We start from the raw sequence: 25152 nt of genomic DNA on the forward strand, positions 1-25152 counted from the left end.
TTCCTTGTTGTTATTAGAAAAACAGCTCGATTCGGGCGTAGATCGGGTGTTCGCGGCGCTCAACGACGGCCGGGCGCTCCAGGGAACGGGCGAGCACCAGTGACGCCGCAAGGTGAGTGCCGCGTGCGCTGAACTCCCAGGCATGGCCGGTAAGGCGCCCGGCGACCCCGGGGTTATGCGGGCCGCGGCTGATCACACCGACGTCGTAGCCAAAGCCCACGCCCACTTCGTGCACCCAGGGGCGCAGCGCATCCCAGGCAACCGGTTGGCGCCAGCGCACCTGGCTGCGCCAGTAGCCGCCGCTGTTGCCCGACAGGTTCTGTTGCTGAAACCCGCGCACAGCACCAAGGCCGCCGACGCTCAGGCGTTGTGGTCCATAGAGTTCGTCTTCGGCGTGTTGGCCGGTAGCAAGGCTGTCGACACTCCAGTACTGGCCCAGCCAGCGAAAGGACTGCAAATAGCTGAGGGTCAGGGTGTATCTCTGATAGCGCGAGGTAGGCGCGCCGCGCTGCCTGGAGAGATCGCGCTGGGCGTCCAGGGCACCGATGCCCTGTTGCCAACCGGCATCGAGATTGAGAAAGGCATTGCCGATTCGGCGGCCATGGTTGAAGCCCAGTTGACGCTCAGTGATGCGATGGCTGGAGGTGCGCAGCAACGCGTCTTCCAGGTAGTTGCGGGTGCGCAGGTGGCTCAGGCCCAGGTTAAATGCCGTCTTGCCCAGGTTATCGCGGTGCAGCACGCGTTCGGCGCGCAACTGCTGGCTGGAGGTTTCACCTGACAGCGCAAAGGCAAACCCGGAGAGGTCGTTACGCGTGCGGTAGTAGCTTTGGCCGTGGCTGAAATTGAAGGTCCACCAACCATACGGCAGGCTGTAGAACAGGTTCTGGCTGTGGGAATGGCGCCAGCGGTCGCTGACGGTGTCGCGGTTGGCCCGCAGGTTCAACTGATCCGCCAGGCCCAGGGGGCTGTCCCAGTCCAGGCCGATACCGGCCTGCTGGCGACCGGTGCTGGTATCGCCATGGTTGTTACGGTTGGCCGAGACGCGCCAGGGTTTGAAGCGCTCGCCTTTAAGCGTCACGCGACTGCCGCCCACCGCCTGCCCCGGCAGGACCTCAAGCTGCGGCTGGCGCGAGGGCAAGCGCGACAGCTGATCCACCCATTGCTCCAGCTCACGCAGGTCGAGCACCTCACCCACGGTGCCGGGGAAGGTCATGGCGGACTCCAGCGGGCTGGCCAGCGATGAGCTGTCGAGTCCTTCAAGGCGTCCTTCCACCACAATGATGGTCAGCTCGCCATTTTTCAGGTCCTGCTGCGGCAGGTAGGCGCGGGTGGTGACGTAGCCGCGATGCAGGTAATGATCAGTGAGACTTTTGAGCGCTGCGTTGAGTTGAGGCACCCCCAGGCAACGCCCCTGCCAGGGTTCCAGCAGCGCCTGCCGCTGGGCCGCCGACAGCAACGCAGCGCCTTCGACATTGATGCGCGTGAGGGTGATGCACTGGCCGTCGTCCAGCGGCGCGGGGGCGGTTGGTGCAGTGATCTGGCCCGGCAGGTGTTGCAGCTCTTCAAGGCGGCGACGCTGTTCTTCCAACACTTTTTGCTGACGCTCACGGGCCAGTTCACGGTCGCCGGGCGACACGGTGGACGCGGCATAAAGCGGACCTGAAAGCAGCGCCATCCCCAGCAGCGCAGGTCGGAAAACAGCTGGCATCCCTTCACCCTCACACAGGTACTCAAATGGAAAGAGCACCCATGCTGCCGAGGCTGAAACGCTTAAGGAAAAGAGGAAAAGTTACAAAAAGTTCGGCGTTTTTGACGTCGTCGCCCTGCCTGTCACACAGCCGTTCGAGGACTGTCAGAGGCTTCCGAACAATGTAAGTCGAAGGAAGAAATCGGATAGGCAGTGAGACTTGAAGAGCGTGTTTCCTGGTTTTTTCATACGTTAAAAATCTCTTCCCCTACAAACAAAAGAGAAAATTCAGAGAAGATAAGAAAGGAGGTCTGTCAGAGGGGAAAGACCGGTCGCTCAGCCCATGAGCACACAGGCATACCTGAAAGCGACAGGCGTAGAACAACGGGTGATCGCGGCTCTTTTACAGCGTAAAAATCGGAGTTACCCGACGAGCGGCAGGCCTCAACTCAACAACACCACCCCACCCGGCAACTCCGTACACTTGGCCCCATACGCATCCCGAATCAACAACGCCACCCCTGCCAACTGCTGCAGGCTGAACCGTGCCTGTACGCGCCGTTGGCCAAGTTGCTTGTTGAGCAGCACCAGCATCCCCGGGCGGTAGCGGTTGATTTCGTCCACCACCGTGGCCAGGGTGGCGTTGTTGAAGACCAGCACCTGTTCGCGCCAGGCCACGACCGCCTGGGTGTCCACCACCACCGGTTCGCCCAGGCCGGCCACGCCGTAGGTCAGTTGCCGGCCGCTCTCCAGCCGCACGCTGCGCCCGGCCACGGCCACCGACAGCCAGCCCTCGATACAGGTCACGCACACCGTGCGGTCGGTGTTGCGCAGATTGAAACGTGCCTGCGCCGCGCTCACCCAGCCTTCGCCCGCCAGCACCTTGAGCGGTTGTGCGGAATGGGCGATCACCTCGACTTCGCCTTCGAGCAATTCAAGCCCCTGGCCCACGCGGCTGACGCGCGTCTGGGTGTTGAGTTCCAGGCTGACGCCGTCGCTTAACAGCACTTGGCGCTGTTCGCCGACTTCGGTGCGATAGTCCGCGGTGAGGCCGGCAAAACCACCGGGGGAGCCGACCTGCACCATGAGCATGGCGGCCGATGCGGCAATCGCGCCGCCCAGGAATGCACGGCGGCCAAAGCTGCGCGGTTGCGAGACTTGCTCAAGGGCCGGGGCCAGTTGCTGCCACATCGCCTTGGCCTGCTCGAACGCCTGGGCATGCTCGGGGCTTTGCGCACACCAGGCCTTGAGCGCCTTGGCATCGGCCACGGTGGCGCGGCCCGAGGTCAGCAGGACCAGCCAGTCGCGGGCTTCATCGTGCAGGGGGCTGGCGGCGGAGTGCCGGGGGGCACAGAGGCTAAAAATGTTCAAGCGCGCAAATACTCACGGTTTTATCAGGGACTCGACTCTAAGACGGTTTTCCGGCCCCGGGACCGAACCGCTGGATCACTTTTCTTTCCAGGCGCTTGGCGCAGTGGCCCAGGGCGGCCTTGATTTCCTTCTCGACCATGCGCGTGGAAATGCCGAAACGCTGGGAGATTTCCAGGTGCGGGGCTTCTTCCAGGCGGGCGGCGATAAGGATCTTGCGGCGGCGGGCCGGCAGTTCGTAGAGCGCCTTGACCAGGGACTGGATTTCTTTCTGGCCGCCCACCACCCGTGACGGGTCCTGGGCTTCGTCGGCGCTTTGCAGCAGTTCTTCCAGCTCGCTGCCGGTGAGCAGGCGCGCGTCGGCCTGGCGGCGGTCGGCGGCGATGTTCAAGGCCATGCGGTACAGGTAGGCATTGGGTTGCGCCAGGTTGGGCGGCACTTCCATGCGGTCGACCCGCAGGTAGGTTTCGTGCAGCACATCGTTGGCCAGGTCCTCCGAGCCCAGGCGCTTGCGCAAACGCACCTTGAAGTCGTCGTAGGAGGCCAGGAACAAGCCGACCATCGTACTGTGCCCGGTATTTTTCATCCGCCCCAGGCTCCGTTTGCTGCTGTGCATTCCATGCGCATTCCTGTGGTGTCGGGCATCAAAAGTAAAGTCACCGGTTGACGCAGCGAGCTCGGTGCCGGTCGTTCGACCCGCGTGGTGCCCAGGTTGCGTACCAGTGCTTCATCGCGTTGTTCGTCGCCGGTGGAGCTGACCAACCGACTGTGTTCGATCAGCCCTTGGGGGTTGACCCACACCTGTACCAGCGCGCGGAAACTGCCGGGCCGGGTCAGCGGCGAGCGGCACAGGCTGGCCTCGATGGCCTGCTGCAAGGCCGTGGCGTAGCTGTTGTTGATCCGTGCGGCGTTGCGTGCCGCCGCACCACGGGTGGCAGGCGGCTGGCTGACCGCGGGCAACTGCAAGGTGAACGCATCATCGCGTGCATAACGCGCCATCAGGCCACTCCCCGTCAGCAACATCGCCAGAGCCTCCTGCGCCGTAAAACGCCCGCGCACACTGATGGAACGCCGGCCCCGCGTCAGTTCGCGGTCGACCAGCACCGCCATTCCGGTGGCGCGGCTGTACGCTTGCAGTGCATGTTCCAGGTCCTGCGCCGGCAGGTTCAACAGCAGCAGCGATGACTCCGCCTGCGCGACGCGACCACCGGCCAGCAGCAACAGCAAGAGCAGGGCGCATACGGCGCGCCTCCAGCCCCCCTGTTCACCCCCTGCTCTGCATCGCTGCACGGCCGACGCGCCCTAGAAAACCGTCATCCTGAGGCCAATTTATGAACCTGATGTTACGGTGATAGCAAAAAAAACATCACGGTGACGAGAGGCCCGCTGCACTAGACTTGTACACCAACCGGCCCCCCCCTCGGGCCCGCCAGGAGGCCTTGATGAAACGCTTACCGCTCCTCGCCAGCCTGTTGCTGTGCGCGGCCCTGCCCTTGCACGCCCACGCCGGCAACTGCGCCGAAGTCTCGGTGGATGGCTACAAGGCGCCCGACTATGGCTGCCTGAGCCAGCAGATGGGCAACGACACGAATGCGGCCAAAGCCGCGAAGAAAAACCGCGAGGCGCAAGGCATTGCCGTGGAAAAACGCCAGCCGAACAAGGTCGGCCTGGCCACCCCGGCGGCGACCAGCGTGCGCATGGGCAATACCTTCGGCACCTCGGTGAAACCACAGCGGCCTTGAGTTGTTCGATAACTGTTTGAGCAACACGGCACCCATGTGGGAGGGGCATAGGTATCTACACAACTTTGACTAAACGCTGTCCCCCCGGCAGATAGAGCTGTTGTGGTGAGCGGGCTTGTCGAATCGTCGCACCGCCCGCGCTGGGCTGCGAAGCAGCCCCAGGAAAGAAGAACGCGGTGTATCAGACACTCTGTAGAGGCTGGTTTTGGGGCTGCTTCGCAGCCCAGCGCGGGGCAAGCCCGCTCACCACCACCACCACCACCACCACCACCACCACCACCACCACCACCACCACAGTTACAGTGTTCCTCCTTAACTGACTGGCATCAGGGCAAGCCCCCCTCCTACATTGCCCCCAGTGTTTCCCGGAGCAGTTTTCAAGCCGCATGGCTTTCCTTTTTCAAGCTGTCCATATCGATCACGAACCGGTACTTCACATCGCCCTTGAGCATGCGCTCATACGCCTCGTTGATGCCCTGGATGTCGATCATCTCCACGTCCGAGACAATCCCGTGCCTGGCGCAGAAGTCGAGCATGTCCTGGGTCTCCTGGATCCCGCCGATCAGCGAGCCGGCCAGGCTGCGGCGCTTGAAGATCAGGTTGAATACGGTTGGCGACGGGTGCGGGCTGTCCGGGGCGCCGACCAGGGTCATGGTGCCGTCGCGCTTGAGCAGGTTGAGGAACGCATCGAGGTTATGCGGCGCGGCGACGGTGTTGAGGATGAAGTCCAGGCTGTTGGCGACCTTGGCCATTTCGTCCGGGTTCTTCGATACCACCACCTGGTCGGCGCCCAGGCGCAGGCCGTCTTCGCGCTTGTTGGGCGAGGTGGTGAACAGCGTGACATGGGCGCCCATGGCATGGGCGATCTTCACCGCCATGTGCCCCAGGCCGCCCAGGCCCACCACACCGACCTTCTTGCCGGGCCCGACCTTCCAGTGGTGCAGCGGCGAATAGGTGGTGATGCCCGCACACAGCAAGGGCGCGACGGCGGCCAGGTTGGAATCGTCGTGGGAGATGCGCAGCACGAACTTCTCCTTGACCACGATGCTGTCCGAATAGCCGCCAAAGGTATTTTCACCGCCGAACACCGGGCCGTTGTAGGTGCCGGTAAAACCGCTCTCGCAGTATTGCTCCTCGCCTTCGGCACAGGAAGCGCAGTGCTGGCAGCTGTCGACCATGCAGCCGACACCGGCGAGGTCGCCGACCTTGAATTTGCTCACATTGCCCCCCACCGCCGTCACGCGGCCGACGATTTCGTGGCCGGGTACCGACGGGTACAGGGTGTTGTTCCACTCGTTACGCGCGGTGTGCAAATCGGAGTGGCACACGCCGCAGTAGAGGATGTCGATCTGTACGTCGTCCGCCCCCGGCGCGCGGCGCTCGAAGGTAAAGGGCTTGAGGGCATCCGTGGCGTTCCGGGCGGCGTAGCTGTAGGTCTTGGCCATTTCGTTCACCTGTGTGATCTGACGGTAGAGGTCAGTGGACCAGCATAGACGCTGAACCGTTCAACCGAGCACGTTTGTACAATTTCCATCGCGTCCCTGCCCCTAACCTCACGGCTTTCAATCCCGTAGAAGTGCTGGAGAGTGGGCATGGGCAGCAAAGCAATCAAGGTATCTGTGGCATTGACGCTGCTGGCGAGCGCAATGATGGGCAATGCCTTCGCGGCAACCCCGAGCGTGGCCGTGGCGCCGCAATACGACACCAGCCACGTGTATGTGGCCCCGGCGGATGTGGAGCGTTTCGCCCAGAGTTTCCTCGCCACCTTTGGCGGCAAGAGCACGCCCCAGGTGGTGGTGAACGTGCTGCCGGTGCCGAGCAGCACCACCTCGCAACTGCTGCAGACGCCGGCGGGCACGGTGTCGCTGTTCGGTTTCACCACACCCATCCCGCACCCCTTCGGCCAGGAACGCAACGGCTACCTGGTCAAGGACATGGACGCGGCGCTCAACGCCGCGCGGGAAAACGGCGCCGCCGTTATCGTCAGCGACTTCCCGGACCCGATCGGGCGTGACGCCGTGGTGCAATGGCCGGGTGGCGTGAACATGCAGCTCTACTGGCACACCAAGACCCCGGACTACGCGGCGTTCCAGACCGTGCCGGAAAACCGCGTGTACCTGTCCACCGATCGCGCTGACGCCTTTATCAAAGCGTTTCTGGGTTTCTCCCACGGCAAGGTCCTGGCCGATGACAAACACGCGCCTGGCGTCGATGTGGGTCAGGCCACTGGCACTTACCGTCGCGTCGATATCGAGTCGCCATTCGGGCGCATGGCGGTGCTGGTCACCAACGGCCACCTGCCCTACCCCTTCGGCCACGAGACCACCGGTTATCAAGTGCCTGACCTGACGGCCACGCTGGGCAAGGCCACCGGTTCCGGCGCCAAGGTCTTGGTGCCGGCCTTTGACAGCAAGGGCCGGCGCAGCGCCGTGGTGGAATTCCCCGGCGGCTACGTCGCGGAAATTCACCAGCTCCACGCCGCAAAATGATTCGCCGCACAGGCTGGGGCCTGGCCGTGCTGTGGCCGCTGCTGCTCGGCAGCGCCCACGCCGACGAGCAACCGACACGACCGGCCATCAAGACCAATCGCTGGCAGGAGGACTGGTCGGTGCTGCGTGACCCGGCGTTACGCACGCAACCGCTGGACAGCTTGAAGTACATCCCGCTGTCCAGCGCCAACCCGTTCACCTATTTGTCATTGGGGGCGACACTGCGTGAGCGCTTCGAGATGAACGATGCCAGTGGTTTTGGGGTGAAGGACGTGAAGCGAGATCGCTACCTGATCCAGCGCTTCCAGGTGCACGCCGACCTGCACTTGAACGAATACTGGCGGCTCTTCACCCAACTGGAAGACGTACGCGCCTACGACAAGACCACGGTCGGCGGCGCCGACCAGAACCGCGTCGATCTGCGCCTGGCCTTTGCCGAATACGTCAATGCCTTCGGCAGCGGCACGCTCAAGGCCCGTGTCGGGCGCCAGGACTTCGCCTTCGACTTGCAGCGTTTCATCTCATCGCGGGATGGCCCGAATGTGCGGCAATCCTTCGATGCGCTGTGGGCCGATTGGGAAACGTCCAACTGGCGCTTTATCGGGATCGCCAGCCAGCCGGTGCAGTATCAGGACGAGCGGCACTTCGACGACACATCCAACCGTGACGCGCGCTTCCACATGCTGCGGGTCGAGCGGCTGGTGGGCGGCAAGAATGAGCTGTCGGCCTACTACGGCGTGTACGAACGCAGTGCCGCGCATTACCTCGACGCGGACGGCGATGAAACCCGCCACCTGTTCGACGCACGCCTGGGCGGTGCGGCCCTGGGGTTCGACTGGGACATCGAAGCCATGCTGCAAAGCGGCTCGGTGGGCAGCAAGGATATTCGCGCCTGGGCCGGGGGCAGCCGCACGGGGTACACCTTCGAGAGCCTGGCGTGGAAGCCGCGCATCGGCCTGCAACTGGACATTGCCTCGGGCGACCGCAAGACCGGTGACGGCACCGTCGGCACGTTCAACCCGCTGTTCCCCAACGGCTACTATTTTTCCCTGGCCGGCTATACGGGCTACAGCAACCTGATTCACGTCAAACCGTCGATCACCGTCAAGCCCATCGACAAGCTCAGCGTGCAGACCGCCGTCGGCCTGCTGTGGCGCCAGACCACCAGCGACGCGGTGTACACCCAGCCGAACCTGCCCGTCGCCGGAACCGCAGGCCAGGGTGAACGCTGGACCGGTGCCTATGGTCAGCTGCGTACCGACTATGTGTTTACGCCGAACCTCACCGGCGCGGTTGAAGCGGTGCACTACGCCGTGGGCCGCACCTTGCGCGATGCCGGCGGCGATGACAGCAATTACCTGGGGGTCGAGCTCAAGTTCAGTTGGTGACCCCAGGCAAGCACACCCGTACAAGCCCCCGGCCCGGTTTCGGGCAATAGTGAGGCTGGTTTTTCAGTCCCTCAATCAAGGAGTTTTCCATGAGCACATTCGTTGCCAAAGACGGTACCCAGATCTACTTCAAGGATTGGGGCAGCGGTAAGCCCGTGCTGTTCAGCCACGGCTGGCCGCTGGATGCCGACATGTGGGAATACCAGATGGAATACCTCAGCAGCCGTGGCTTTCGCACCATCGCGTTCGACCGCCGTGGCTTTGGCCGCTCGGACCAGCCGTGGACCGGCAACGACTACGACACCTTCGCCGACGACATCGCGCAGCTGATCGAACACCTGGACCTCAAGGACGTGACCCTGGTGGGCTTCTCCATGGGCGGCGGCGACGTGGCCCGCTACATCGCACGCCACGGCAGTGCACGCGTGGCCGGCCTGGTGCTGTTGGGCGCAGTGACGCCGATCTTCGGCCAGAAGCCCGATTACCCCCAGGGCGTGCCGACCGAAGTGTTCGACGGCATCAAGGCCGGGTTGCTGAAAGACCGTGCGCAGTTCATCGCTGACTTCAACACGCCGTTCTTCGGCATCAACAAGGGCCAGGTCGTTTCCGAAGGTACGCTGACCCAGACCCTCCAGATCGCCATGCTGGCGTCCCTCAAGTCGACCGTGGATTGCGTCACCGCCTTTTCCGAGACCGACTTCCGCCCGGACATGGCCAGGATCGACGTGCCGACCCTGGTGATCCACGGTGACGGCGACCAGATCGTGCCGTTCGAGACCACCGGCAAGGTTGCAGCCGAGATGATCAAGGGCGCCGAGCTGAAGGTGTACAAGGATGCGCCCCACGGTTTTGCCGTGACCCACGCTCAGGCCCTGAACGAAGACCTGCTGGCGTTCCTGAATCGCTGAAACACCCGCTCCTTTGGCCGGCACGCCACTCCCCTGTAGGAGCGAGCTTGCTCGCGAAGATCGTCAACGATGACGCAGTAAATCAGATTTGACGCGTCGCTATCGAGTTCTTCGCGAGCAAGCTCGCTCCTACAGGAGTTGGTTTACCCGGCCTTTTTTTCCAGTGCCAGGCGCCCTGGTCCGGCAATCAGGATGCTGGTGAACATGATCAACAGCAGCCAGCCGAATTGCCCTTCCAGCAGCGTCCACTCCGGATGCACCACCACCATAGCAATCACCAGCACCGCCAGAATCGGCAGGCACGCCAGGCGCACCAGCACCCCGGCGATGATCAGCAGCGGGCACAGCACTTCGGCGAAAATCGCCAGCAGCAAGGTGACATGGGCGCCTAGGTGAAACGGGTCTTCGATCTGCTTCAACTGCTCGCTGTAGTTGAGCAACTTGGGCAGGCCATGCACCCACAGCAGGAACAGCGCCCCGCTGCCTCGCAGAAACAACAGCCCCAGGTCCTGGTGTCTTGATTCGTTCATATGCGCTCCGGTGGGTTGACAGGTTATCGACGTCGATTGTGTCCACGGCGCGGTACGCATGCTTGCAAGCCTGTGCTGACTAATCCCCCGTTCCGGCAAACCCCGCGACGATTTCATCGATCACCGCCCGCACCCGTGCGGTGTGGCGCAGGTCGGCGTGGGTCACCAGCCAGACGTCGTAAGGCAACGGCCGCGCGCGCTCCGGCCACAGGCGTACCAGCCCGTCGCGCTCGCCGGTGAGGATCGGGATTTCGCCGATGCCGATCCCGGCGGCGATAGAGCGGCGCACCAACAGGCTGGAACTCAGGGCGGCGACGATGCGCCCACGGCCCAGGGGTTCCGAGACCAGGGTCATGTCCTTCTGGGTTTGCAGGTACGGTTGATAGACCACAAGATCATGCCCTTCAAACAGGCTGTCCGGCTCCGGCGTACCCTGGCGATCGATATAGGCCTGGGACGCAAACAACCCCACCGGCCAGCGCGCGAGACGCCGGGCGATCAGGTCGGGGCTGTCCGGGCGGGTGTTGCGCACGGCGATGTCGGTCTCGCGTTTGGCCAGGCTCAGGAACTGGGTAGACGCGTCGAGCTGCACGCGCACATCCGGGTGCTGGACGTGCAGGCGCGCAATCGCCGGGATCAGGAAGTCGATGGCCAGGGAGTCGGTGGTGCTGACCCGTACGGTGCCGGTCAGGCGGTCATCCAGGCCCTGGATCTGGCGCTCCAGCTCCAGGGCCGAGCGTTCCATTTTTTCCACCGAATACAGGGCGGCCTCGCCGACGGCGGTCAGGGCGTAGCCTTCGGAGGTGCGCAGGAACAGCGTGGCACCCAGGGACTTTTCCAGGGCGTTGACCCGCCGCCCGACTGTGGCCTGGTCGACCCCCAATACCCGTGCGGCCCCGCGCAACGTCGACTCGCGGCAGACCGCCAGGAATACCCGTGCATCATCCCAATTCATGCTGCCTCCTTATGCTGCATATCTGCATCACAGCGACGTGTATTCGCTGCATTATTGCATCCAAAAACCTGGATATGCTGGGCACCAGAGAAAAATACCCAGGACCGCCATCATGCTCGACACTCACGCCCCACCCCGCCGCTCCGTGTGGCTGCCGATCTTCGCAGGCCTGTGCGCCAGCCTGGTCAGCATCGGCCTGGCACGTTTTGCCTATACGCCATTGATTCCGTCGCTGATCCAGGCCCACTGGTTCAGCGCCAATGACGTGGTGTACCTCGGTGCCGCCAACCTGGTGGGTTACCTGATCGGCGCGCTGATCGGGCGGCCCATCGCCCAGCGCACCTCGAACAGGACCGCGCTGCGCCTCATGATGGTTGCGGTGACCCTGGCGTTCTTCGCCTGTGGCTTCCCGCTGTCGGTGGTGTGGTTCTTCGCTTGGCGCCTGCTGTCGGGGATTGCCGGTGGCGCAATCATGGTGCTGGTGGCGGCGACCGTGTTGCCCCATGTACCGGCCGCACGCCGGGGTCTGGCCAGTGGGGCGATCTTCCTCGGCATCGGCCTGGGCATCGCCGGCTCCGGCACCCTTGTGCCGCCGCTGCTGAGCCTGGGTTTGCAGCAGACCTGGCTCGGCCTCGGCCTGTTGGCCCTGGTGCTGACCGCCGCCAGCTGGTTCGCCTGGCCTGCGGGCACGCTGCATGAAGACGCGCCGCCATCCGGCGCGGCCGTAGCAACGCCTTCCGGCGTGTACCTGCTGTTCGCCCAATACGCCTTTATGGCCGCGGGGCTGGTACCGGCGATGGTGTTCCTGGTGGATTACGTGGCCCGTGGCCTGGGGGCCGGGGCGCATATCGGCGCGATGATCTGGGTGATGTACGGCCTGGGGTCGATTGTCGGGCCGGTCACTTACGGGTTCCTCGCAGATAAACTGGGGGCGCGCTTGAGCATCCGCGTGGTGCTGGTGGTGCAGGCGATTGCCGTCGGTGCGTTGCCGTTTGCCGGCTCGTTGACTGGCCTGGCGGTGCTCGCGGTGATCCTCGGTTCTTTCCCGCCGGGCATCGTGCCGTTGGCGCTGGCGCGGGTGCACGAACTGCTCCCCAACCATCATCAGCAGCAGGTCGCGTGGAGCCGTGCCACGGTGTCCTTTGCTACTTTCCAGGCACTCTCGGGGTTTGCCTATTCCGCCCTGTTCAACGTCAGCGGAGGCCAGCATGCGCTGTTGTTCATGATCGCCGCGGGGGCGATAGTGGTCGTCCTGGCCCTGGAACCGGGCATGCGCCTGCTGAACCGTCGGCCGTCCGACGCGGTCCCAACCCATACGCTCATCGCTGCAGGTAATCTGAAATGACGCTTCCCAAAGAAATGACCCTGATCGAAATCACCACCCCCGGTGGCCCCGAGGTGCTGCAACCACGCCGGGCAGATGTACCGGTGGCGGGCCCCGGCGAGATCCTGATTCGCGTGCATGCGGCCGGTGTCAATCGCCCCGACGCCCTGCAACGCGCCGGCAAGTACCCGATGAAACCCGGCATGAACCCGCTGCCTGGCCTGGAAGTGGCAGGCGAAGTGGCCGCGCTGGGCGACGGCGTGACCGAATTCGCCGTGGGCGATAAGGTCTGTGCCCTGACCAATGGCGGCGGCTATGCGCAGTTCTGCACGGTGCCCGCCAGCCAGGCGCTGCCGATTCCTGAAGGCATGGACTGGATTCAAGCCGCCGCCGTGCCGGAAACCTTCTTCACCGTGTGGGCCAACCTGTTCGGCCTCGGCGATGCCCACACCGGCCAGCGCGTGCTGATCCACGGCGGCACCAGCGGCATCGGTACGACCGCGCTGATGCTGTGCCGCGAATTCGGCATCCAGGCCTTCGCCACCGCCGGCAGCGCCGACAAATGCGCGGCCATTGCCCAGCTGGGCGGGGAGCCGATCAATTATCGCGAGCAGGATTTTGCCGAGGTCATCGCGCAACAGACCAACGGCCAGGGTGTGGATGTGATCCTCGACATCATGGGCGGCTCGTATCTGAACAACAACCTCAAGGCCCTGGCCATGGACGGCCACCTGGTGATGCTGGGTTTCCTCGGCGGCGCCAAGGCCAACGACGTCGACCTGTTGAGCATCCTCGGCAAGCGCGCGGTGATTACCGGCTCGCTGTTGCGTGCGCGCAGCAAGGCTGAAAAAGCCGCGATTGCCGAACAGTTGCGCGAGTACATCTGGCCGGTATTGGAGGCCGGGCGTTGCCTGCCGATCATCGACAAGGTGTACGCATACACCGACGCCGCCCAGGCCCATGCGCGGATGGAAGGTGGGGACCATATCGGCAAGATTGTGTTGCGGGTGGAGTAACCAGCAGGCAACACAAAGCAAATGTGTGAGGCGCAAGCAGCAACCTGTAGTGAGCGGGCTTGCCCCGCGCTGGGCTGCGCAGCAGCCCCAAACACAGCCCCGGAGCTGCCTGACACACTGCAGCGCTCTTATTGGGGCCGCTTCGCGGCCCAGCGCGGGGCAAGCCCGCTCACCACAAAAAGCCCGCTCACCACAGTTATAGTGTTCCTTCTTAAATGGCTGGCATCAGGGCAAGCCCCCTCCCACATTGACCGCGTTCTTACCCGGAATAGGTGGGGTAGTCGATGTAGCCAACCTCACCCCCACCATACATCCCCTCCTCCCGCAGCGGGTTCAACGGCCAGCCCTTGAATAGCCGTTGCGGCAGGTCCGGGTTGGCAATGAACGGCCGTCCGAACGCAATCAAATCCGCCAGACCGGCGTCCACCAGTTTCGCGCCGCGTTCAGCGGTGTAGCGACCGGCGTAGATAATGCGACCGCTGAAGGTGCTGCGCACGGCTTCACGGAAGCTGTCGGGCAGCACGGGGGCGTTGTCCCAGTCCGCTTCGGCGATGGACACGTAGGCGATGCCCGACTGTTCCAGCACCTTGATCGCTTCGATGTAGGTGTGATGCGGGTCTTCTTCCACCAGGCCGATGTACACACGGTCCTGGTCGGTGCCGCTGAACAACGGCGAAAACCGCACGCCCAGGCGCTCCGGCCCGACCACCTTGCTGACGGCTTCGACGATCTCGCGCAAAAAGCGCAGGCGATTGTGCAGCGAACCACCGTACTCATCGTCGCGCTGGTTGGAATGGGCCGAGATGAACTGGTTGACCAGGTAACCGTTGGCCGAATGAATTTCCACGCCGTCAAACCCGGCGTCCAGGGCATTGCGTGCGGCCTGGGCGTAGTGCCCGACCAATTCTTCAATCTCGAGCACGCTCAAGGCGCGAGGCACCGGCGGTTGCTTCAATTCACCCGTGCCAGGCCCGGTCTCGATAAAGGCCTTGGCTTGCTGGGCTTGAATCGCCGACGGTGCCACCGGTGCGGCGCCGTCAGGCTGCAAGGCGTTATGGGACACACGGCCCACATGCCACAGCTGGGCAAAGATCACCCCGCCTTCGGCATGCACCGCGTCGGTGACCTTGCGCCAGCCGTCGATCTGCGCCGGGGTGTAGATGCCCGGCGTCCAGGCATAACCCTGGCCACGGGGTTCGATCTGCGTACCTTCGCTGACCATGAAACCGGCCGTAGCGCGCTGGCGGTAATACTCGGCCATCAGGTCGGTGGCGATATCGCCGGGCTGGGCGCTGCGCTGGCGTGTCAACGGTGGCAGCACGATACGGTTGTTCAAGGTGTGATGACCCAGTTTGACCGGGGTACTTAAGATGCTGTTAGTCATTGGGGTATTCCAAATTCGAGACGAGCAAACGCATTGGCGACTGTTGCAAGTCGCCAATGAATGGAAGGGTTAATTAACTTACGCGGTGAGTTTGAGCAGCGCCTTGGCCACGTCACTGGAACTGGCAGGGTTCTGTCCAGTGATCAGCAAACCATCTTCGAGCACGAAGGATTGCCAGTCGGCGCCCTTCTGATAGTTGCCGCCCAGTGCCTTGAAATCATCTTCAATCAGGAGCGGCACCACCTCGGTCAGGCCCACCGCCGCTTCTTCCGAGTTGGAGAAGCCGGTGACGCGACGGCCCTTGACCAGCGGCTCGCCATTGACCGCCTTGACGTGGCGCAAGGCGCCCGGTGCGTGGCAGACAAAGCCGATGGGCTTGCCGGCACGCTCGAAGGACTCGATCAGGGCGATGGACACCGGTGACTCTGCCAGGTCCCACAGCGGGCCGTGGCCACCTGGGTAGAACACGGTGTCGAAGTCGGCGGCGTTGACCGTGTCCAGCTTGACCGTGTTGGCCAGGGCCTGTTGCGCGGCAGGATCGGCGGCAAAGCGGCGAGTCTGCTCGGTTTGCGCATCGGGCGCGTCACTCACCGGGTCCAGCGGCGGCTGGCCACCGGCCGGGGAAGCCAGTACCAGTTCGGCGCCGGCATCCTTGAACACGTAATAGGGTGCAGCAAACTCTTCGAGCCAGAAGCCGGTCTTGCGGCCGGTGTCTCCAAGCTGGTCGTGAGAGGTCAGTACCATTAATACTTTCATTTTCCAGTGCCTCGATCAGTGAATGTCTGTGTGTTCAGGGTGACCCAACAGCTGTCGGGTCAGCAGCAACGCCTCATCAAACGGCGCGGATGTACGGGTGATCTTGCTCATGACGCTGGTCCCCAGCCACAACGCGTACAGGCGCCGGGCCAGGCTTTCGGGGGCTTGATCGACGCTGAGGGAACCGTCGTCGACGCCGCGCTGTATGGCGATAGCCAGTAAATCGATGGTGCGCGAGGTGCCACGCAGCAGCGCCAACCGCATGGGCTCTGAAAGGTCTGACACCTCCGCACCCAGTTTGACGGCAAGGCATTTGCCCGCATCGGTGCAGCCGGTCTGGTTATCGATCCAGGCCTGCCAATAACGCATCAACTTGGCGTGCTGGGATAAACCGGGTTGGTCGAACAGTTGCTGCATGCCATGCACGTAGTTGTCGAAGTAGGTGTCGAGCAACACGACACCGAAGCCATCCTTGGAGTTGAAGTAGTGATAGAACGAACCTTTAGGCACCTGGGCGGCTTGAAGTATTTCGTTCAAGCCCACCGCAGAGAATCCTTTACGGCCAACAATCAACTGCGCCGTGTCGAGAATGGTCTGCCGTGCACTTTTAGTTTCGCTGCTCATGCTTCACTCCGTCCGATTAGACCAGTCGTCTAGTTCGTTGAGGGAATGTTAGGGGCCGCGCCAACCCCTCACAATGTCATATGCGCAAGGATTCCGGACATGACCCGAAGTCGGTTGCCGTTTTCCCGGCAGCCGCCGACAATCCACCCTCCCACGCCCCTGGAGACATGCGATGCACAGCGTTGCGCTGATGGTTTACCCGAACTTCCAATCCCTGAGCCTCAGCCTGGGCTCGGTGTTCGAGTGCGCGAACCTGCTGCGCGGTGAGCCCGTCTATGAGTTTCACCTGGTGTCGGAAAGCGGCGGCGCGGTGATGACGTCCCAGGGCTTCTCGGTGAACACCTCGCCCCTGCGGCCCCAAGGCTATGACACGCTGATCGTCAGCGGTTACCTGGAGTTTCGCCTGCCCGAGGCCAACCTGCTGGAACTGGTCAAGGCCGCCTCGGCTCAATCGCGGCGTGTCGCCTCGCTGTGCATGGGCATCTTCGTGCTGGCCGAGGCCGGCTTGCTCGACGGCAAGCGCACCACCACCCACTGGATCCACGCGCCGGCCTTTCGCAAGCGCTATCCGGACATCCGCCTGGAAGAAGACAAGCTGTTTATCGTCGACGGCCAGGTATGGACCGGCGCCGGCATGAGTGCCGGGGTGGACATGGCGCTGGCCATGGTGGAGAACGACCTGGGCAGCGACCTCGCCCGGCGCATTGCGCGCAAGCTGGTGATCGCCCAGCGCCGGGGCAGCGAGCAATCGCAGTTGTCTGCACTGTTGGAGCTGGACCCCAAGTCCGACCGTGTGCAACTGGCCCTGGCCTACGCCCGCGAAAACCTCACCCACGACCTGTCGGTGGACGCCCTGGCCGAGGTGGCCCGGCTGAGCCCGCGCCAGTTCAGCCGGGTATTTCGCGAAGAAACCGGGCAGACGCCGGCCAAGGCCATCGAATCCCTGCGGGTTGAAGCCGCACGGGCAATGATGGAAACCAGCCGTCATCCGGTGGAAGTGGTGGCCCGCGAAACCGGCTTCGGTGATCGCGAGCGCATGCGCCAGGCGTTTCTAAGGGCGTTCGGGCAACCGCCCCAGGCGATGCAGCACACCTTTAATGCAACACCGCCCGCGTAACCAGGTAACTCATCAACTGCGGATCATCCGCCAGCTCAAGGGCCTGCACCGGGCGCGGCAGGTTATCCAGCACCGTACGCCAGAACGCCTGGGACACTTCGTCCTGGTCATAAAACCGCACCAGCCAATCCGCCTCGCCACTGCACAGCACCTGAGTGGCGATGGCGCGGCCGATGCCTTTGCGGCGATAGCGCTTGAGGATAAACAGGTCGGCCAGTTCCAGGGCGTCGATGCCCGGCAACTCGCTGACTTCGATCAGCAGAAAGCCGGCGATATAGCCGTCCACCAGCAACAGGTTGGCGCTCCACTGCGGGTCTTGCCAGTAGCGCGTCAGGTGTTCGTCATGGATGTAGAAACGGCCGTCCGCCTCGACATCTTCCTGCTCCCAGTCCGACGATTCATAGGCGTAGTACTGGTAGAGATTGCGGATCAGCTCGGCTTCTTCGGGGCCGGTCTGGATCAATTCCACGGTGGTTTCAGGCATGGGGCTCTCGGTCAAAAAACGCAGGGCGCCATTGTTCACAAAACCTCGGTGCAGTCCAATAGTGCCGCGAACCTTTCTACTTGCTGAACCGATTGCAAATAGCGACGAGCCCTGCCGAAGCGCTGAAACATTTCGAATAAACTCCGCCGGCTCGCCACTTTTTCAAGGACACGCACTTTGACCAACGTCTGTACTGCCGGCCTGGATGTGGGCTTCGCCTCCCTGGATTACCTGCAGATCTTTATCCTGGGCGTGATCCAGGGCATTACCGAATTGTTGCCGGTCTCCTCCACCGCCCATATGCGTGTAGTGCCCGCCCTGCTCGGCTGGCAAGACCCCGGTTCGGCGTTTTCGGCAGCCATGCAGCTGGCGGCACTGGCGGCGGTGGTCAGTTACTTCTGGCGCGATGTGCGCCAAGTGACCACGGGCAGCATCGACGCGGTGCGCCGGGGCGACTACAACGATCCATGGTTCAAGCTGGCCGTGGCGATTGTGTTGGCGACCATTCCGATCGGAATTGCCGGGCTGGCCTTGTCGTCGACCCTGAACGCCTGCAATTCGCCGTTGCGCGGGCTGCGGGTGATCGGTATTTCCTGCGTGGTAATGGCGGTGCTGCTGGCGGCGGCCGAGCTGCGTGCCCGGCATACCCGCGAGGTCAGCCAGATGCGCCTGCGCGATGCGCTGATTGTCGGGGTCGCGCAGATCGGCGCGTTGATTCCCGGCGTATCGCGTTCCGGCTCGACCCTCACCGCGGCCCTGTTCCTCAACTTCAAACGCGAAGAAGCCGCGCGCTTTTCCTTCCTGCTGGGCCTGCCCGCCATCGCCCTCGCCGGCTTGAAGGAGTTGTGGGTGCTGGTGCATGCCGATATGCCCGCCCATGCCTGGCCGCATTTGCTGTTCGGGCTGGTGGTGGCCAGCGTCTCGGCGTTCTTCGCGATCTGGGGCCTGATGAAGTTCCTCGAACGGTTCTCCACCTGGCCGTTTGTGATCTATCGCGCGCTGCTGGGGGTGTTCCTGATTGTGGCCGTCAGTACCGGGCTGCTGGGTTGATATAACACCCCGTCTCAACCCGGCATCAATCTCATGTGGGAGGGGGCTTGCCCCCGATGAGCATGGGTATCTACACAACTCTTAAAGGCTGACACATAACTCTGTGGTGAGCGGGCTTGTCGAATCGTCGCACCGCCCGCTCACCACAGAAGCCTAATTGCCACAGATTCCGTATTCACTGGAAGTTGTGTAGATACCTATGCCCCGATGAGGGCGTGTCAGTTGATGCAACTTTAACGGACCCAATGCTATCGGGAGCAAGCCCCCTCCCACAGTTTTGACCGTGCCAGGCGGCCTTATACCTCAGGCCGCACCACCGTCTGTGGTTGCTCCTGAGCATGGTCGGGTTGGTGTACGCCCCCCCATTTGAACTGCTTTGCTTTACAGCCCGCCCGTACGCTCCGCCAGTGCTTCGAGCAGGTCGGCCGATGGCACGAAAAACAACCCGCCGGTGACCGCCGTGCTGAAGTCGAGCAAGCGGTCGTAGTTGCCTGCCGGGCGGCCGACGAACATGTTTTCCAGCATCTGCTCCAGCGGCTGCGGCGAGCGTGCGTAGCCGATGAAGTAGGTGCCGAACTCCCCGGCCCCTGGGCGGCCGAAGGGCATGTTGTCGCGCAGGATTTTCACTTCTTCGCCGTTCTCGTCGGTGATCACGGTCAGGGCGCTATGGGCATTGCTCGGCTTGGCGTCTTCGCCTAACTCGATATCCGACAGTTTGGTACGCCCGATCACCTTCTCCTGGGCTTCCACCGTCAGGCCGTTCCAGGCGGTCATGTTGTGCAGGTATTTCTGCACCAGCACGTAGCTGCCGCCTTCGAATCCGGGATCTTCGTCGCCAACGATAGTGAAACCCACGGCCTTGCGCCCCACCGGGTTCTCGGTGCCGTCGACAAAGCCAATGATGCTGCGCATGTCGAAGTAGCGGAAACCCTGGACTTCATCCACCACCTTCACGCTATCGCCCAACGCTGTCATCAGTTGGGTAGCAAGTTCAAAGCACAGGTCCATCTGCTCGGCGCGGATATGCAGGAGGATGTCGCCGGGCGTCGACACCGCCATGCGCCCTTCTACACCGAACTCCCGAAACGGGTGCAACGCCGCCGGGCGCGGTGCGCCGAACAAACGGTCCCAGGCCTGCGAGCCAAAGCCGCAGACGCAGGTGAGGTTGCCCGCCGGCACGCGCTTGCCCACCGAACGCACCAGCCCGGCGATGTCTGCGCACCAGGCGCGCACGCTGTCTTCACTGCCGGGGGCGATGGTGGCGACCATAAAGATCGCGCTGCTGGTGATCGGGTGGCAGACGGACTGCGGTTCAAGAGGCGGCTGAACGGAGGAAGTCGGCATGGGGCAAATCCAGGCTAAGGGCGGGAGTGAACCCGCGCAGGTTAGCAGATCATTTCCGACACGCCTGCCACACGTCGCGAATCAAGGCCTTGAGCTGCAACGCCTCGGCCCAGCGGTCACTGATTTCACGCCCATCGGCGCCGGTGATGGCATAGGGCGGCGGGCCCAGTTCGCAGGTGAAGGACAGGCTGTGCGGGGTCTCGGGGCGGGCCAGCCAGTCCTCGATCCCGTAGCGCCACCACTGGGTAAAGCGCTGCACCCAGGCCTGGTGCTGGGGGAACGCCAGCGACACCTGCACCTGTTCGCTGCTGGCCACACGGCCATGAAAGCCCCAGCTGTGGCGCAGGATCGTGCGGATCTGCTCGTCGTCTTCGGCGGCGCCGGGCTCGGGCAACTCGCGGCCGACCACGTAGTGAGACAGGTCGGCCAGCAGCTTCAAATCGGGCATCTGCGCCAGCAGGTCGAGGGTGAACAGCAGGTCGTTGGTCAGGCGATAGCGGTGGGTTTCCAGCAGCACCGGAAAGTCCACCTGCTCGGCCAGGCGTTGCCAGCCTTCGATCAAACGGGCGGCCTCGGTTTGGGTGCGCGGGCGCACATCGGCTTGCAGGGTGAGGTGGTGGCAGCCGTGGCGGCTGATCACGTCCAGTGCCGCCGCCAGGTCGTCGACGCTTTGCGGGAACAACTGGCCTTCGATCTGCAGGCCCCGCGCCGTGGCGGCGGCGTGCAGGCGCGCAACATCGGCGGCGTGCCAGTAGTGATCGGTAATGCCGTCGAAACCGGCGGCCTTGATGCGGTCGAGTTGGGCCTCCATGGGGCCGGGCTCGGTGTGCATCGCCCAGAGGGATTGGAATACCAGGAATTGGCGCATATCAGCCTCGCAGCAGGTGTTTGAGGGACACGTCGGGGTCGGCCAGGCTGGCCGCGTTCAGGGCGATGCGCGCGCTGATCAGGCGTTCGCACAGCTTGATGTCCTTGGCCACGCTGTTGCCGGGGCCCCAGCCGCAGGCGCCTTGCAAACGTTGCTCGGCGTCGAGGTAGAACAGCAACAGGCCCGCGCCCGGCAAGGCACGGCTGACGGTCAGCGGCGTGATCACGCCCACGGTCTGCAAGCCCCAGTCGTACTGGTCGGACCAGAAGCCGGGCAGCGCTTCGAACGGCTCATCACGCCCGAGCATGTTCAGCGCCGCATGCCGCCCTTGGGCCTCGGCATTGCGCCAGGTTTCCTGGCGCTGGTACTCACCGCCGAGGCGAAACTCGCACACGTCACCTGCCGCGTAGATGTCCGGCGCGCTGGTGCGCAGGTGCGCGTCGACGCGAATGCCCTGCCCCACCTCCAGCCCCGCCGCCACGGCCAGCTCGATATTCGGTTGCATGCCGATGCCGACCACCACCAGGTCGCAGGGCAGTAACTGCCCGTCCACCAGTTGCACCGCCTCTGCATGGATCGACTCCAACGCCACATTCAAGCGTACGTCGACACCCTGTTGCCGATGCACCTGCAGCAGCGCTTCGGAGATGACCGGCGCCAGCACCCGGCCCGCCAAGCGCGGCCCGGCTTCGAGCACCGTCACCTCACAGCCCAGGCCACGAGCGGTCGCCGCGACTTCCAGGCCGATAAACCCGCCGCCGATAATCACCAGCCGCGCGCCGGGCCGCAACGCGGATTTCAGCGCCAGCGCTTCATCATGGGTGCGCAGGTACAGCACGTTGGCCTGCGCCTGGGGCAAGCGTCGCGCCCTGCCGCCAGTGGCCAGCAACAGCCCGGAGTAGCTCAACCACTGGCCGTCGGCCAATTGCAGGCGGTGTTGCGGCGGGTCCAATTGGCTGACCGGGTTACCGGCGATATGTTCGATGCCCAACTCGGCGAGCCGGGCGCTGTCGCACAGGCTGCAGCCGGCCAGGTCCATGTTGCCTTGCAACAGGCCCTTGGACAGGGGCGGCCGCTCGTAGGGCACGTGCGGCTCGTCGCCGATCAGGATCAGGCGTCCGCTGTAGCCTTCTTCACGCAGGGTCAGTGCCGCGCGGCCACCGGCATGGCCGGCGCCGACGATGATCAGGGCGGCGTCCATCATCAAGCCGTGACGGCGAGCAAAACCCGCCCCGCTTCGACCCGTACCGGGTAGGTCTTGAGGTTGACGCACACCGGCGCGCCCAGGGCCTTGCCCGAGCGGTAATCGAAGCGCCCGTTGTGCTTGGGGCACTCGATCACATGGTCCATCACCAAGCCGTCGGCGAGGTGGATTTTCTCGTGGGTACACAGGCCGGCGGTGGCGAAAAACTCATTGTCCGCCGAGCGGAATACCGCGTAGGTGTGCGCCCCGTGGTCGAAGCGCAGCACGTCTTCCGCGTCTATTTCGCCCACGGCGCAGACGTCGATCCATTGATCGTTCATGGCGTTTTCTCTTGTTCTTGGGTGGGATTCAGCCGGCAGTGGCTTCTGCATGCATCGGGGCCCTGGCAGCCGGTTCAGCACTGGGGCGGATGGGACGCTGGACGAAGTAAGTCGGATCGCTGCGCTGCTTCCAGATCGTCGGGATGATCTCCCTGTACGCCTCGAACAGGTTGGCGTACGGCGGCGGGCAGTCGCTGCGGATCTCTTCGTGCAATTGCGCCAATGCGTGGTACGGCACCATCGGGTACATGTGGTGTTCGAGGTGGTAGTTCATGTCCATGTAGATAAAACGCAGCACGCGGTTCATGTAGATGGTGCGGCAGTTGCTGCGGTGGTCAAGCACATCTTCGGCCAGGCCCACATGCTGGGTGAGGCCGAACACGTAGCCGAGCCAGGCGCCGTAGATACTGGGCAGCCCGACCAGCATCAGCGGCAGCCAGCTGTGCAGGTACAACGCGGTGCCGATCACCAGCGCATAAATGCCGACCCAGATACGCGCAGCACGGAACACCTTCGGCCACTCGGATTCGGGAATGAAGTCCGCCTCCTGGGCACTCATCTGGCCGATGGCATGGCGCGCCACGCCGCTGAAGGTCTTCCAGGCCAGGGGCAGGTTGAACAGGCTGAGAAACATCATCGGCAGGCTCGGCGGGCGTGGCTCGACGATCTCCGGGTCGCGGCCGACGACGATGGTGTCGGTGTGGTGCCGGGCATGGCTCCAGCGCCACACGTGGGGTTCGAAGATGCACATGAAGCTTGCGACCTGGTACAGCACGTCGTTCATCCAGCGGGTCTTGAACGCGGTGCCGTGGCCGGTTTCGTGCCAGCGCGGGTTGGACGCGGTGCCGTACAGCACGCCATAGGCGAGGAAGAACGGTACGCAGGCCCACGTGCCCCAGAACCAGTAACCGCCGAAGCCGGTGGCGAACAGTGCACTCACCCACATAGCGGTGTCGAGCAAGGCCGGGCCGTCGCGGCGTTGCATCAGTTCTTTCATGCGTTTACGGGAAATCGGCGATTGGTACCAACTGGCCGAGACCAGGCCTTTTTCCGCCGCGCGGGCGGCTTCGGGGCCGGTGAGGCTGTAGTCGCGCCGAGCGGTGTGAGCGGTGTGTTCAGGCATTGTTATTGTTCTCCGCAAGCGAGAGGTTTCAGGTGCTTTGCGAAACCAACGATAGAGCGCGGCTAAATCACTCTCAAGGCCTTGAATCCATTCCCTATCAAGCTATCATCCAGGCCCAGCGGGGCTTGATAGTTTTCTATCAAGACGCTCAAGGGGGCTGTCATGAACAACAATAAACGCCCGACCATCGCCACCGTCGCCGCCCATGCGGGCCTCAGCGTGGCCACCGTCGACCGCGTGCTGAATGCGCGCGCGCCGGTCAATCCGCAAACGGCCGAGCAGGTGTTCCAGGCCGCCGAAGCGGTGGGCTATTTTGCGGCGCGGCTGATCGGCCAACGCATACGCGAACGCCGACCCACCTATCGCTTCGGCATCCTGCTGCTGGGCACCGCCCAGGCGTTCTATGCCCACCTGGCGCAGTCGATCAGCGAGGCGGCGCAGCATCACGCCACCGCCAACCTGACCTGCCAATTCGACTACATCAACGACCGCACACCCAGCGCCATCGTCGCGCAGATCGAACAACTGGCCGTGCAGTGCGATGGCCTGGCGGTGGTCAGCTTCGCCCACCCGCTGATCAACGCCTGCCTGGCGCAGATCCGCGAGGCCGGTGTGCCGGTGGTGGCCCTGCTCTCGGATATTCATGAGCAAGCCCTTGAACCCTATGTGGGCCAGGACAACCACGTGGTCGGGCGCACCATGGGCTGGCTGCTCGCCCGCACCTGCGGCGCACGCAAAGGCAGCGTGGGGATCCTGCTCGGCGGCCATCGCTTCCTCGGTCACCAGGCACGGGTCGAAGGCCTGCACAGCTACCTCGCCGAACACGCCCCGGGGCTCAAACCGCTGGAGCCGCTGATCAACCTGGACAACTGCGACATCACCGAAGAAGCCACCCTCGACCTGCTCACCCGCCACACCGACCTGCGCGGCTTGTGTGTGGTGGGCGGCGGCGGCGACGGCATCATCAGCGCCCTCGCGCAACTGCCCAAGCGCCCGGCGTTGTGCTGCATTTTGCAGGAGTCCACGGCGCTGTCACGCCAGGCGCTGAGCCAGGGGTTGATCGATGTGGTGATGGATTCCCAGCCCAGGCAGACGGCGAACGCGCTGGTGCAGTTGCTGGTGGAATTGCAGAGTGCCGAGGGGTTTGATCCGGGGCGGCATCGGGTGCATATCGCGCCGCAGATTGTGACCTCGGAGAACATATGTGCCTGATACATGGAGATCAAAAGGTGGGAGGGGGCAAGTCGAATCGTCGCACCGCCCCTCCCACATTGACCGCGTTCCATTGGTGGGCAGGTGGCGTTTTGTCATGATTTGTAAAGGGCCAGCAAGGCCGGTCCCTTTTAATTGCAGGACGTTTCCTAGACAATCCTGGCCGCCTTGTGCCTGCTGGAATCGGTGGCTAGTCTGCGGTCCGTCACTGCTCATCAGTGATCGGGTTTAGTCGCCCGTTACCAGTTTGCGCAAGCTG

The 25152-nt window shown here is 63.5% G+C and carries 24 protein-coding genes and 1 pseudogene; 9 read left to right on the top strand and 16 right to left on the bottom strand.

Annotated elements, in window-relative coordinates; all coding sequences use genetic code 11:
- Nucleotides 1-13: 13 nt before the first annotated feature.
- The 4 genes from PspCFBP13509_RS30030 to PspCFBP13509_RS30045 form a co-directional block, all read right to left on the bottom strand.
- Nucleotides 14-1708: a ShlB/FhaC/HecB family hemolysin secretion/activation protein gene (locus PspCFBP13509_RS30030; RefSeq protein ID WP_137213094.1), complete on the bottom strand. Its 1695-nt coding sequence runs from the start codon at nucleotides 1706-1708 to the stop codon at nucleotides 14-16.
- Nucleotides 1709-2131: 423 nt separating this feature from the next.
- Nucleotides 2132-3058: a FecR family protein gene (locus PspCFBP13509_RS30035; protein ID WP_137213095.1), complete on the bottom strand. Its 927-nt coding sequence runs from the start codon at nucleotides 3056-3058 to the stop codon at nucleotides 2132-2134.
- Between the two features lie 37 nt (nucleotides 3059-3095).
- Entirely contained in the window at nucleotides 3096-3641 is a 546-nt protein-coding gene (locus PspCFBP13509_RS30040; protein ID WP_137213109.1) for an RNA polymerase sigma factor, read from the bottom strand.
- Nucleotides 3638-4282, bottom strand: coding sequence for a secretin and TonB N-terminal domain-containing protein (locus PspCFBP13509_RS30045; protein WP_065926293.1), 645 nt, complete (start codon nucleotides 4280-4282; stop codon nucleotides 3638-3640). Before PspCFBP13509_RS30045 ends, PspCFBP13509_RS30040 begins: the two co-directional genes overlap by 4 nt.
- 215 nt (nucleotides 4283-4497) lie before the next feature.
- On the opposite strand from PspCFBP13509_RS30045, the gene PspCFBP13509_RS30050 reads away from it, so the two are divergent.
- Complete coding sequence (locus PspCFBP13509_RS30050; RefSeq protein ID WP_074846122.1) at nucleotides 4498-4797, top strand: hypothetical protein; 300 nt, start codon at nucleotides 4498-4500, stop codon at nucleotides 4795-4797.
- Between the two features lie 377 nt (nucleotides 4798-5174).
- Here PspCFBP13509_RS30050 and PspCFBP13509_RS30055 read toward each other — a convergent pair whose 3' ends face one another.
- Complete coding sequence (locus tag PspCFBP13509_RS30055; RefSeq protein WP_065926250.1) at nucleotides 5175-6242, bottom strand: NAD(P)-dependent alcohol dehydrogenase; 1068 nt, start codon at nucleotides 6240-6242, stop codon at nucleotides 5175-5177.
- A gap of 147 nt (nucleotides 6243-6389) precedes the next feature.
- Here PspCFBP13509_RS30055 and PspCFBP13509_RS30060 point away from each other — a divergent pair, with 147 nt between their 5' ends.
- The 3 genes from PspCFBP13509_RS30060 (at nucleotide 6390) to PspCFBP13509_RS30070 (ending at nucleotide 9582) form a co-directional block, all read left to right on the top strand.
- Complete coding sequence (locus PspCFBP13509_RS30060) at nucleotides 6390-7286, top strand: VOC family protein (protein ID WP_065926249.1); 897 nt, start codon at nucleotides 6390-6392, stop codon at nucleotides 7284-7286.
- Nucleotides 7283-8674 (top strand): alginate export family protein, encoded by a 1392-nt coding sequence (locus tag PspCFBP13509_RS30065; protein ID WP_065926248.1) that lies wholly within the window; start codon nucleotides 7283-7285, stop codon nucleotides 8672-8674. Before PspCFBP13509_RS30060 ends, PspCFBP13509_RS30065 begins: the two co-directional genes overlap by 4 nt.
- A gap of 89 nt (nucleotides 8675-8763) precedes the next feature.
- The gene (locus PspCFBP13509_RS30070; protein WP_027607561.1) at nucleotides 8764-9582 is read left to right on the top strand and encodes an alpha/beta fold hydrolase; all 819 of its coding nucleotides are present in this window, start codon (nucleotides 8764-8766) and stop codon (nucleotides 9580-9582) included.
- Nucleotides 9583-9725: 143 nt separating this feature from the next.
- Here the strand turns inward: PspCFBP13509_RS30070 and PspCFBP13509_RS30075 are convergent, their stop codons facing one another.
- Nucleotides 9726-10112: a DoxX family protein gene (locus tag PspCFBP13509_RS30075; protein WP_065926247.1), complete on the bottom strand. Its 387-nt coding sequence runs from the start codon at nucleotides 10110-10112 to the stop codon at nucleotides 9726-9728.
- A 79-nt stretch (nucleotides 10113-10191) separates the two neighbouring features.
- Nucleotides 10192-11067 carry a LysR family transcriptional regulator gene (locus tag PspCFBP13509_RS30080; RefSeq protein WP_137213096.1) on the bottom strand — a complete coding sequence of 292 codons (876 nt, stop codon included), beginning with the start codon at nucleotides 11065-11067 and terminating at the stop codon, nucleotides 10192-10194.
- A gap of 112 nt (nucleotides 11068-11179) precedes the next feature.
- Here PspCFBP13509_RS30080 and PspCFBP13509_RS30085 point away from each other — a divergent pair, with 112 nt between their 5' ends.
- Together PspCFBP13509_RS30085 and PspCFBP13509_RS30090 are read left to right on the top strand one after the other, a co-directional pair.
- The gene (locus PspCFBP13509_RS30085; RefSeq protein ID WP_137213097.1) at nucleotides 11180-12412 is read left to right on the top strand and encodes a YbfB/YjiJ family MFS transporter; all 1233 of its coding nucleotides are present in this window, start codon (nucleotides 11180-11182) and stop codon (nucleotides 12410-12412) included.
- Nucleotides 12409-13407, top strand: a complete 999-nt coding sequence (locus tag PspCFBP13509_RS30090; RefSeq protein WP_137213098.1) for an NAD(P)H-quinone oxidoreductase — start codon at nucleotides 12409-12411, stop codon at nucleotides 13405-13407. The genes PspCFBP13509_RS30085 and PspCFBP13509_RS30090 overlap by 4 nt, the downstream gene beginning before the upstream one ends.
- Before the next feature lie 259 nt (nucleotides 13408-13666).
- Here PspCFBP13509_RS30090 and PspCFBP13509_RS30095 read toward each other — a convergent pair whose 3' ends face one another.
- From PspCFBP13509_RS30095 to PspCFBP13509_RS30105, 3 genes and pseudogenes are all read right to left on the bottom strand, one after another.
- On the bottom strand, nucleotides 13667-14791 hold the full coding sequence (locus PspCFBP13509_RS30095) for an alkene reductase (RefSeq protein WP_137213099.1): 1125 nt from the start codon (nucleotides 14789-14791) through the stop codon (nucleotides 13667-13669).
- Nucleotides 14792-14869: 78 nt separating this feature from the next.
- Complete coding sequence (locus PspCFBP13509_RS30100; protein ID WP_137213100.1) at nucleotides 14870-15547, bottom strand: type 1 glutamine amidotransferase domain-containing protein; 678 nt, start codon at nucleotides 15545-15547, stop codon at nucleotides 14870-14872.
- Nucleotides 15544-16171: pseudogene (locus tag PspCFBP13509_RS30105) on the bottom strand (TetR/AcrR family transcriptional regulator). Before PspCFBP13509_RS30105 ends, PspCFBP13509_RS30100 begins: the two are co-directional and overlap by 4 nt.
- Before the next feature lie 172 nt (nucleotides 16172-16343).
- On the opposite strand from PspCFBP13509_RS30105, the gene PspCFBP13509_RS30110 reads away from it, so the two are divergent.
- Nucleotides 16344-17288, top strand: a complete 945-nt coding sequence (locus tag PspCFBP13509_RS30110; protein WP_137213102.1) for a GlxA family transcriptional regulator — start codon at nucleotides 16344-16346, stop codon at nucleotides 17286-17288.
- Here PspCFBP13509_RS30110 and PspCFBP13509_RS30115 read toward each other — a convergent pair.
- Nucleotides 17266-17772: a GNAT family N-acetyltransferase gene (locus PspCFBP13509_RS30115; RefSeq protein WP_137213103.1), complete on the bottom strand. Its 507-nt coding sequence runs from the start codon at nucleotides 17770-17772 to the stop codon at nucleotides 17266-17268. The two genes, PspCFBP13509_RS30110 and PspCFBP13509_RS30115, sit on opposite strands and share 23 nt — an antisense overlap.
- Before the next feature lie 177 nt (nucleotides 17773-17949).
- Here PspCFBP13509_RS30115 and PspCFBP13509_RS30120 point away from each other — a divergent pair, with 177 nt between their 5' ends.
- Nucleotides 17950-18822: an undecaprenyl-diphosphate phosphatase gene (locus PspCFBP13509_RS30120; RefSeq protein WP_065926239.1), complete on the top strand. Its 873-nt coding sequence runs from the start codon at nucleotides 17950-17952 to the stop codon at nucleotides 18820-18822.
- 381 nt (nucleotides 18823-19203) lie between these two features.
- On the opposite strand, the gene PspCFBP13509_RS30125 is transcribed toward PspCFBP13509_RS30120, so the two are convergent.
- The 5 genes from PspCFBP13509_RS30125 to PspCFBP13509_RS30145 are packed head-to-tail and all read right to left on the bottom strand — an operon-like array spanning nucleotide 19204 to nucleotide 23681.
- Nucleotides 19204-20166, bottom strand: a complete 963-nt coding sequence (locus PspCFBP13509_RS30125) for a Dyp-type peroxidase (RefSeq protein ID WP_065926238.1) — start codon at nucleotides 20164-20166, stop codon at nucleotides 19204-19206.
- A gap of 49 nt (nucleotides 20167-20215) precedes the next feature.
- On the bottom strand, nucleotides 20216-21034 hold the full coding sequence (locus PspCFBP13509_RS30130; protein ID WP_065926237.1) for a sugar phosphate isomerase/epimerase family protein: 819 nt from the start codon (nucleotides 21032-21034) through the stop codon (nucleotides 20216-20218).
- A gap of 1 nt (nucleotide 21035) precedes the next feature.
- The gene (locus PspCFBP13509_RS30135; RefSeq protein ID WP_137213104.1) at nucleotides 21036-22235 is read right to left on the bottom strand and encodes an NAD(P)/FAD-dependent oxidoreductase; all 1200 of its coding nucleotides are present in this window, start codon (nucleotides 22233-22235) and stop codon (nucleotides 21036-21038) included.
- Nucleotides 22236-22237: 2 nt separating this feature from the next.
- The gene (locus PspCFBP13509_RS30140; RefSeq protein WP_027607575.1) at nucleotides 22238-22558 is read right to left on the bottom strand and encodes a MocE family 2Fe-2S type ferredoxin; all 321 of its coding nucleotides are present in this window, start codon (nucleotides 22556-22558) and stop codon (nucleotides 22238-22240) included.
- Nucleotides 22559-22586: 28 nt separating this feature from the next.
- A complete protein-coding gene (locus PspCFBP13509_RS30145; RefSeq protein WP_065926235.1) occupies nucleotides 22587-23681 on the bottom strand; it encodes a fatty acid desaturase family protein in 1095 nt (364 codons plus the stop codon).
- A 162-nt stretch (nucleotides 23682-23843) separates the two neighbouring features.
- On the opposite strand from PspCFBP13509_RS30145, the gene PspCFBP13509_RS30150 reads away from it, so the two are divergent.
- Complete coding sequence (locus PspCFBP13509_RS30150; RefSeq protein ID WP_065947653.1) at nucleotides 23844-24893, top strand: LacI family DNA-binding transcriptional regulator; 1050 nt, start codon at nucleotides 23844-23846, stop codon at nucleotides 24891-24893.
- Nucleotides 24894-25152: the final 259 nt, after the last annotated feature.

Origin of the sequence: Pseudomonas sp. CFBP13509, assembly GCF_005233485.1 — a bacterium.
Classification (GTDB): Bacteria; Pseudomonadota; Gammaproteobacteria; order Pseudomonadales; family Pseudomonadaceae; genus Aquipseudomonas; species Aquipseudomonas marginalis.

Bases quoted from the DNA above. Each gene is read 5' to 3' on its own strand.
- PspCFBP13509_RS30140 (WP_027607575.1), bottom strand. From the start codon at position 22,558: ATGAACGATCAATGGATCGACGTCTGCGCCGTGGGCGAAATAGACGCG.
- PspCFBP13509_RS30130 (WP_065926237.1), bottom strand. From the start codon at position 21,034: ATGCGCCAATTCCTGGTATTCCAATCCCTCTGGGCGATGCACACCGAG.
- PspCFBP13509_RS30150 (WP_065947653.1), top strand. From the start codon at position 23,844: ATGAACAACAATAAACGCCCGACCATCGCCACCGTCGCCGCCCATGCG.
- PspCFBP13509_RS30065 (WP_065926248.1), top strand. From the start codon at position 7,283: ATGATTCGCCGCACAGGCTGGGGCCTGGCCGTGCTGTGGCCGCTGCTG.
- PspCFBP13509_RS30125 (WP_065926238.1), bottom strand. From the start codon at position 20,166: ATGCCGACTTCCTCCGTTCAGCCGCCTCTTGAACCGCAGTCCGTCTGC.
- PspCFBP13509_RS30070 (WP_027607561.1), top strand. From the start codon at position 8,764: ATGAGCACATTCGTTGCCAAAGACGGTACCCAGATCTACTTCAAGGAT.
- PspCFBP13509_RS30145 (WP_065926235.1), bottom strand. From the start codon at position 23,681: ATGCCTGAACACACCGCTCACACCGCTCGGCGCGACTACAGCCTCACC.
- PspCFBP13509_RS30080 (WP_137213096.1), bottom strand. From the start codon at position 11,067: ATGAATTGGGATGATGCACGGGTATTCCTGGCGGTCTGCCGCGAGTCG.
- PspCFBP13509_RS30060 (WP_065926249.1), top strand. From the start codon at position 6,390: ATGGGCAGCAAAGCAATCAAGGTATCTGTGGCATTGACGCTGCTGGCG.
- PspCFBP13509_RS30110 (WP_137213102.1), top strand. From the start codon at position 16,344: ATGCACAGCGTTGCGCTGATGGTTTACCCGAACTTCCAATCCCTGAGC.
- PspCFBP13509_RS30095 (WP_137213099.1), bottom strand. From the start codon at position 14,791: ATGACTAACAGCATCTTAAGTACCCCGGTCAAACTGGGTCATCACACC.
- PspCFBP13509_RS30115 (WP_137213103.1), bottom strand. From the start codon at position 17,772: ATGCCTGAAACCACCGTGGAATTGATCCAGACCGGCCCCGAAGAAGCC.
- PspCFBP13509_RS30085 (WP_137213097.1), top strand. From the start codon at position 11,180: ATGCTCGACACTCACGCCCCACCCCGCCGCTCCGTGTGGCTGCCGATC.
- PspCFBP13509_RS30055 (WP_065926250.1), bottom strand. From the start codon at position 6,242: ATGGCCAAGACCTACAGCTACGCCGCCCGGAACGCCACGGATGCCCTC.
- PspCFBP13509_RS30050 (WP_074846122.1), top strand. From the start codon at position 4,498: ATGAAACGCTTACCGCTCCTCGCCAGCCTGTTGCTGTGCGCGGCCCTG.
- PspCFBP13509_RS30100 (WP_137213100.1), bottom strand. From the start codon at position 15,547: ATGAAAGTATTAATGGTACTGACCTCTCACGACCAGCTTGGAGACACC.
- PspCFBP13509_RS30030 (WP_137213094.1), bottom strand. From the start codon at position 1,708: ATGCCAGCTGTTTTCCGACCTGCGCTGCTGGGGATGGCGCTGCTTTCA.
- PspCFBP13509_RS30075 (WP_065926247.1), bottom strand. From the start codon at position 10,112: ATGAACGAATCAAGACACCAGGACCTGGGGCTGTTGTTTCTGCGAGGC.
- PspCFBP13509_RS30040 (WP_137213109.1), bottom strand. From the start codon at position 3,641: ATGAAAAATACCGGGCACAGTACGATGGTCGGCTTGTTCCTGGCCTCC.
- PspCFBP13509_RS30090 (WP_137213098.1), top strand. From the start codon at position 12,409: ATGACGCTTCCCAAAGAAATGACCCTGATCGAAATCACCACCCCCGGT.
- PspCFBP13509_RS30135 (WP_137213104.1), bottom strand. From the start codon at position 22,235: ATGGACGCCGCCCTGATCATCGTCGGCGCCGGCCATGCCGGTGGCCGC.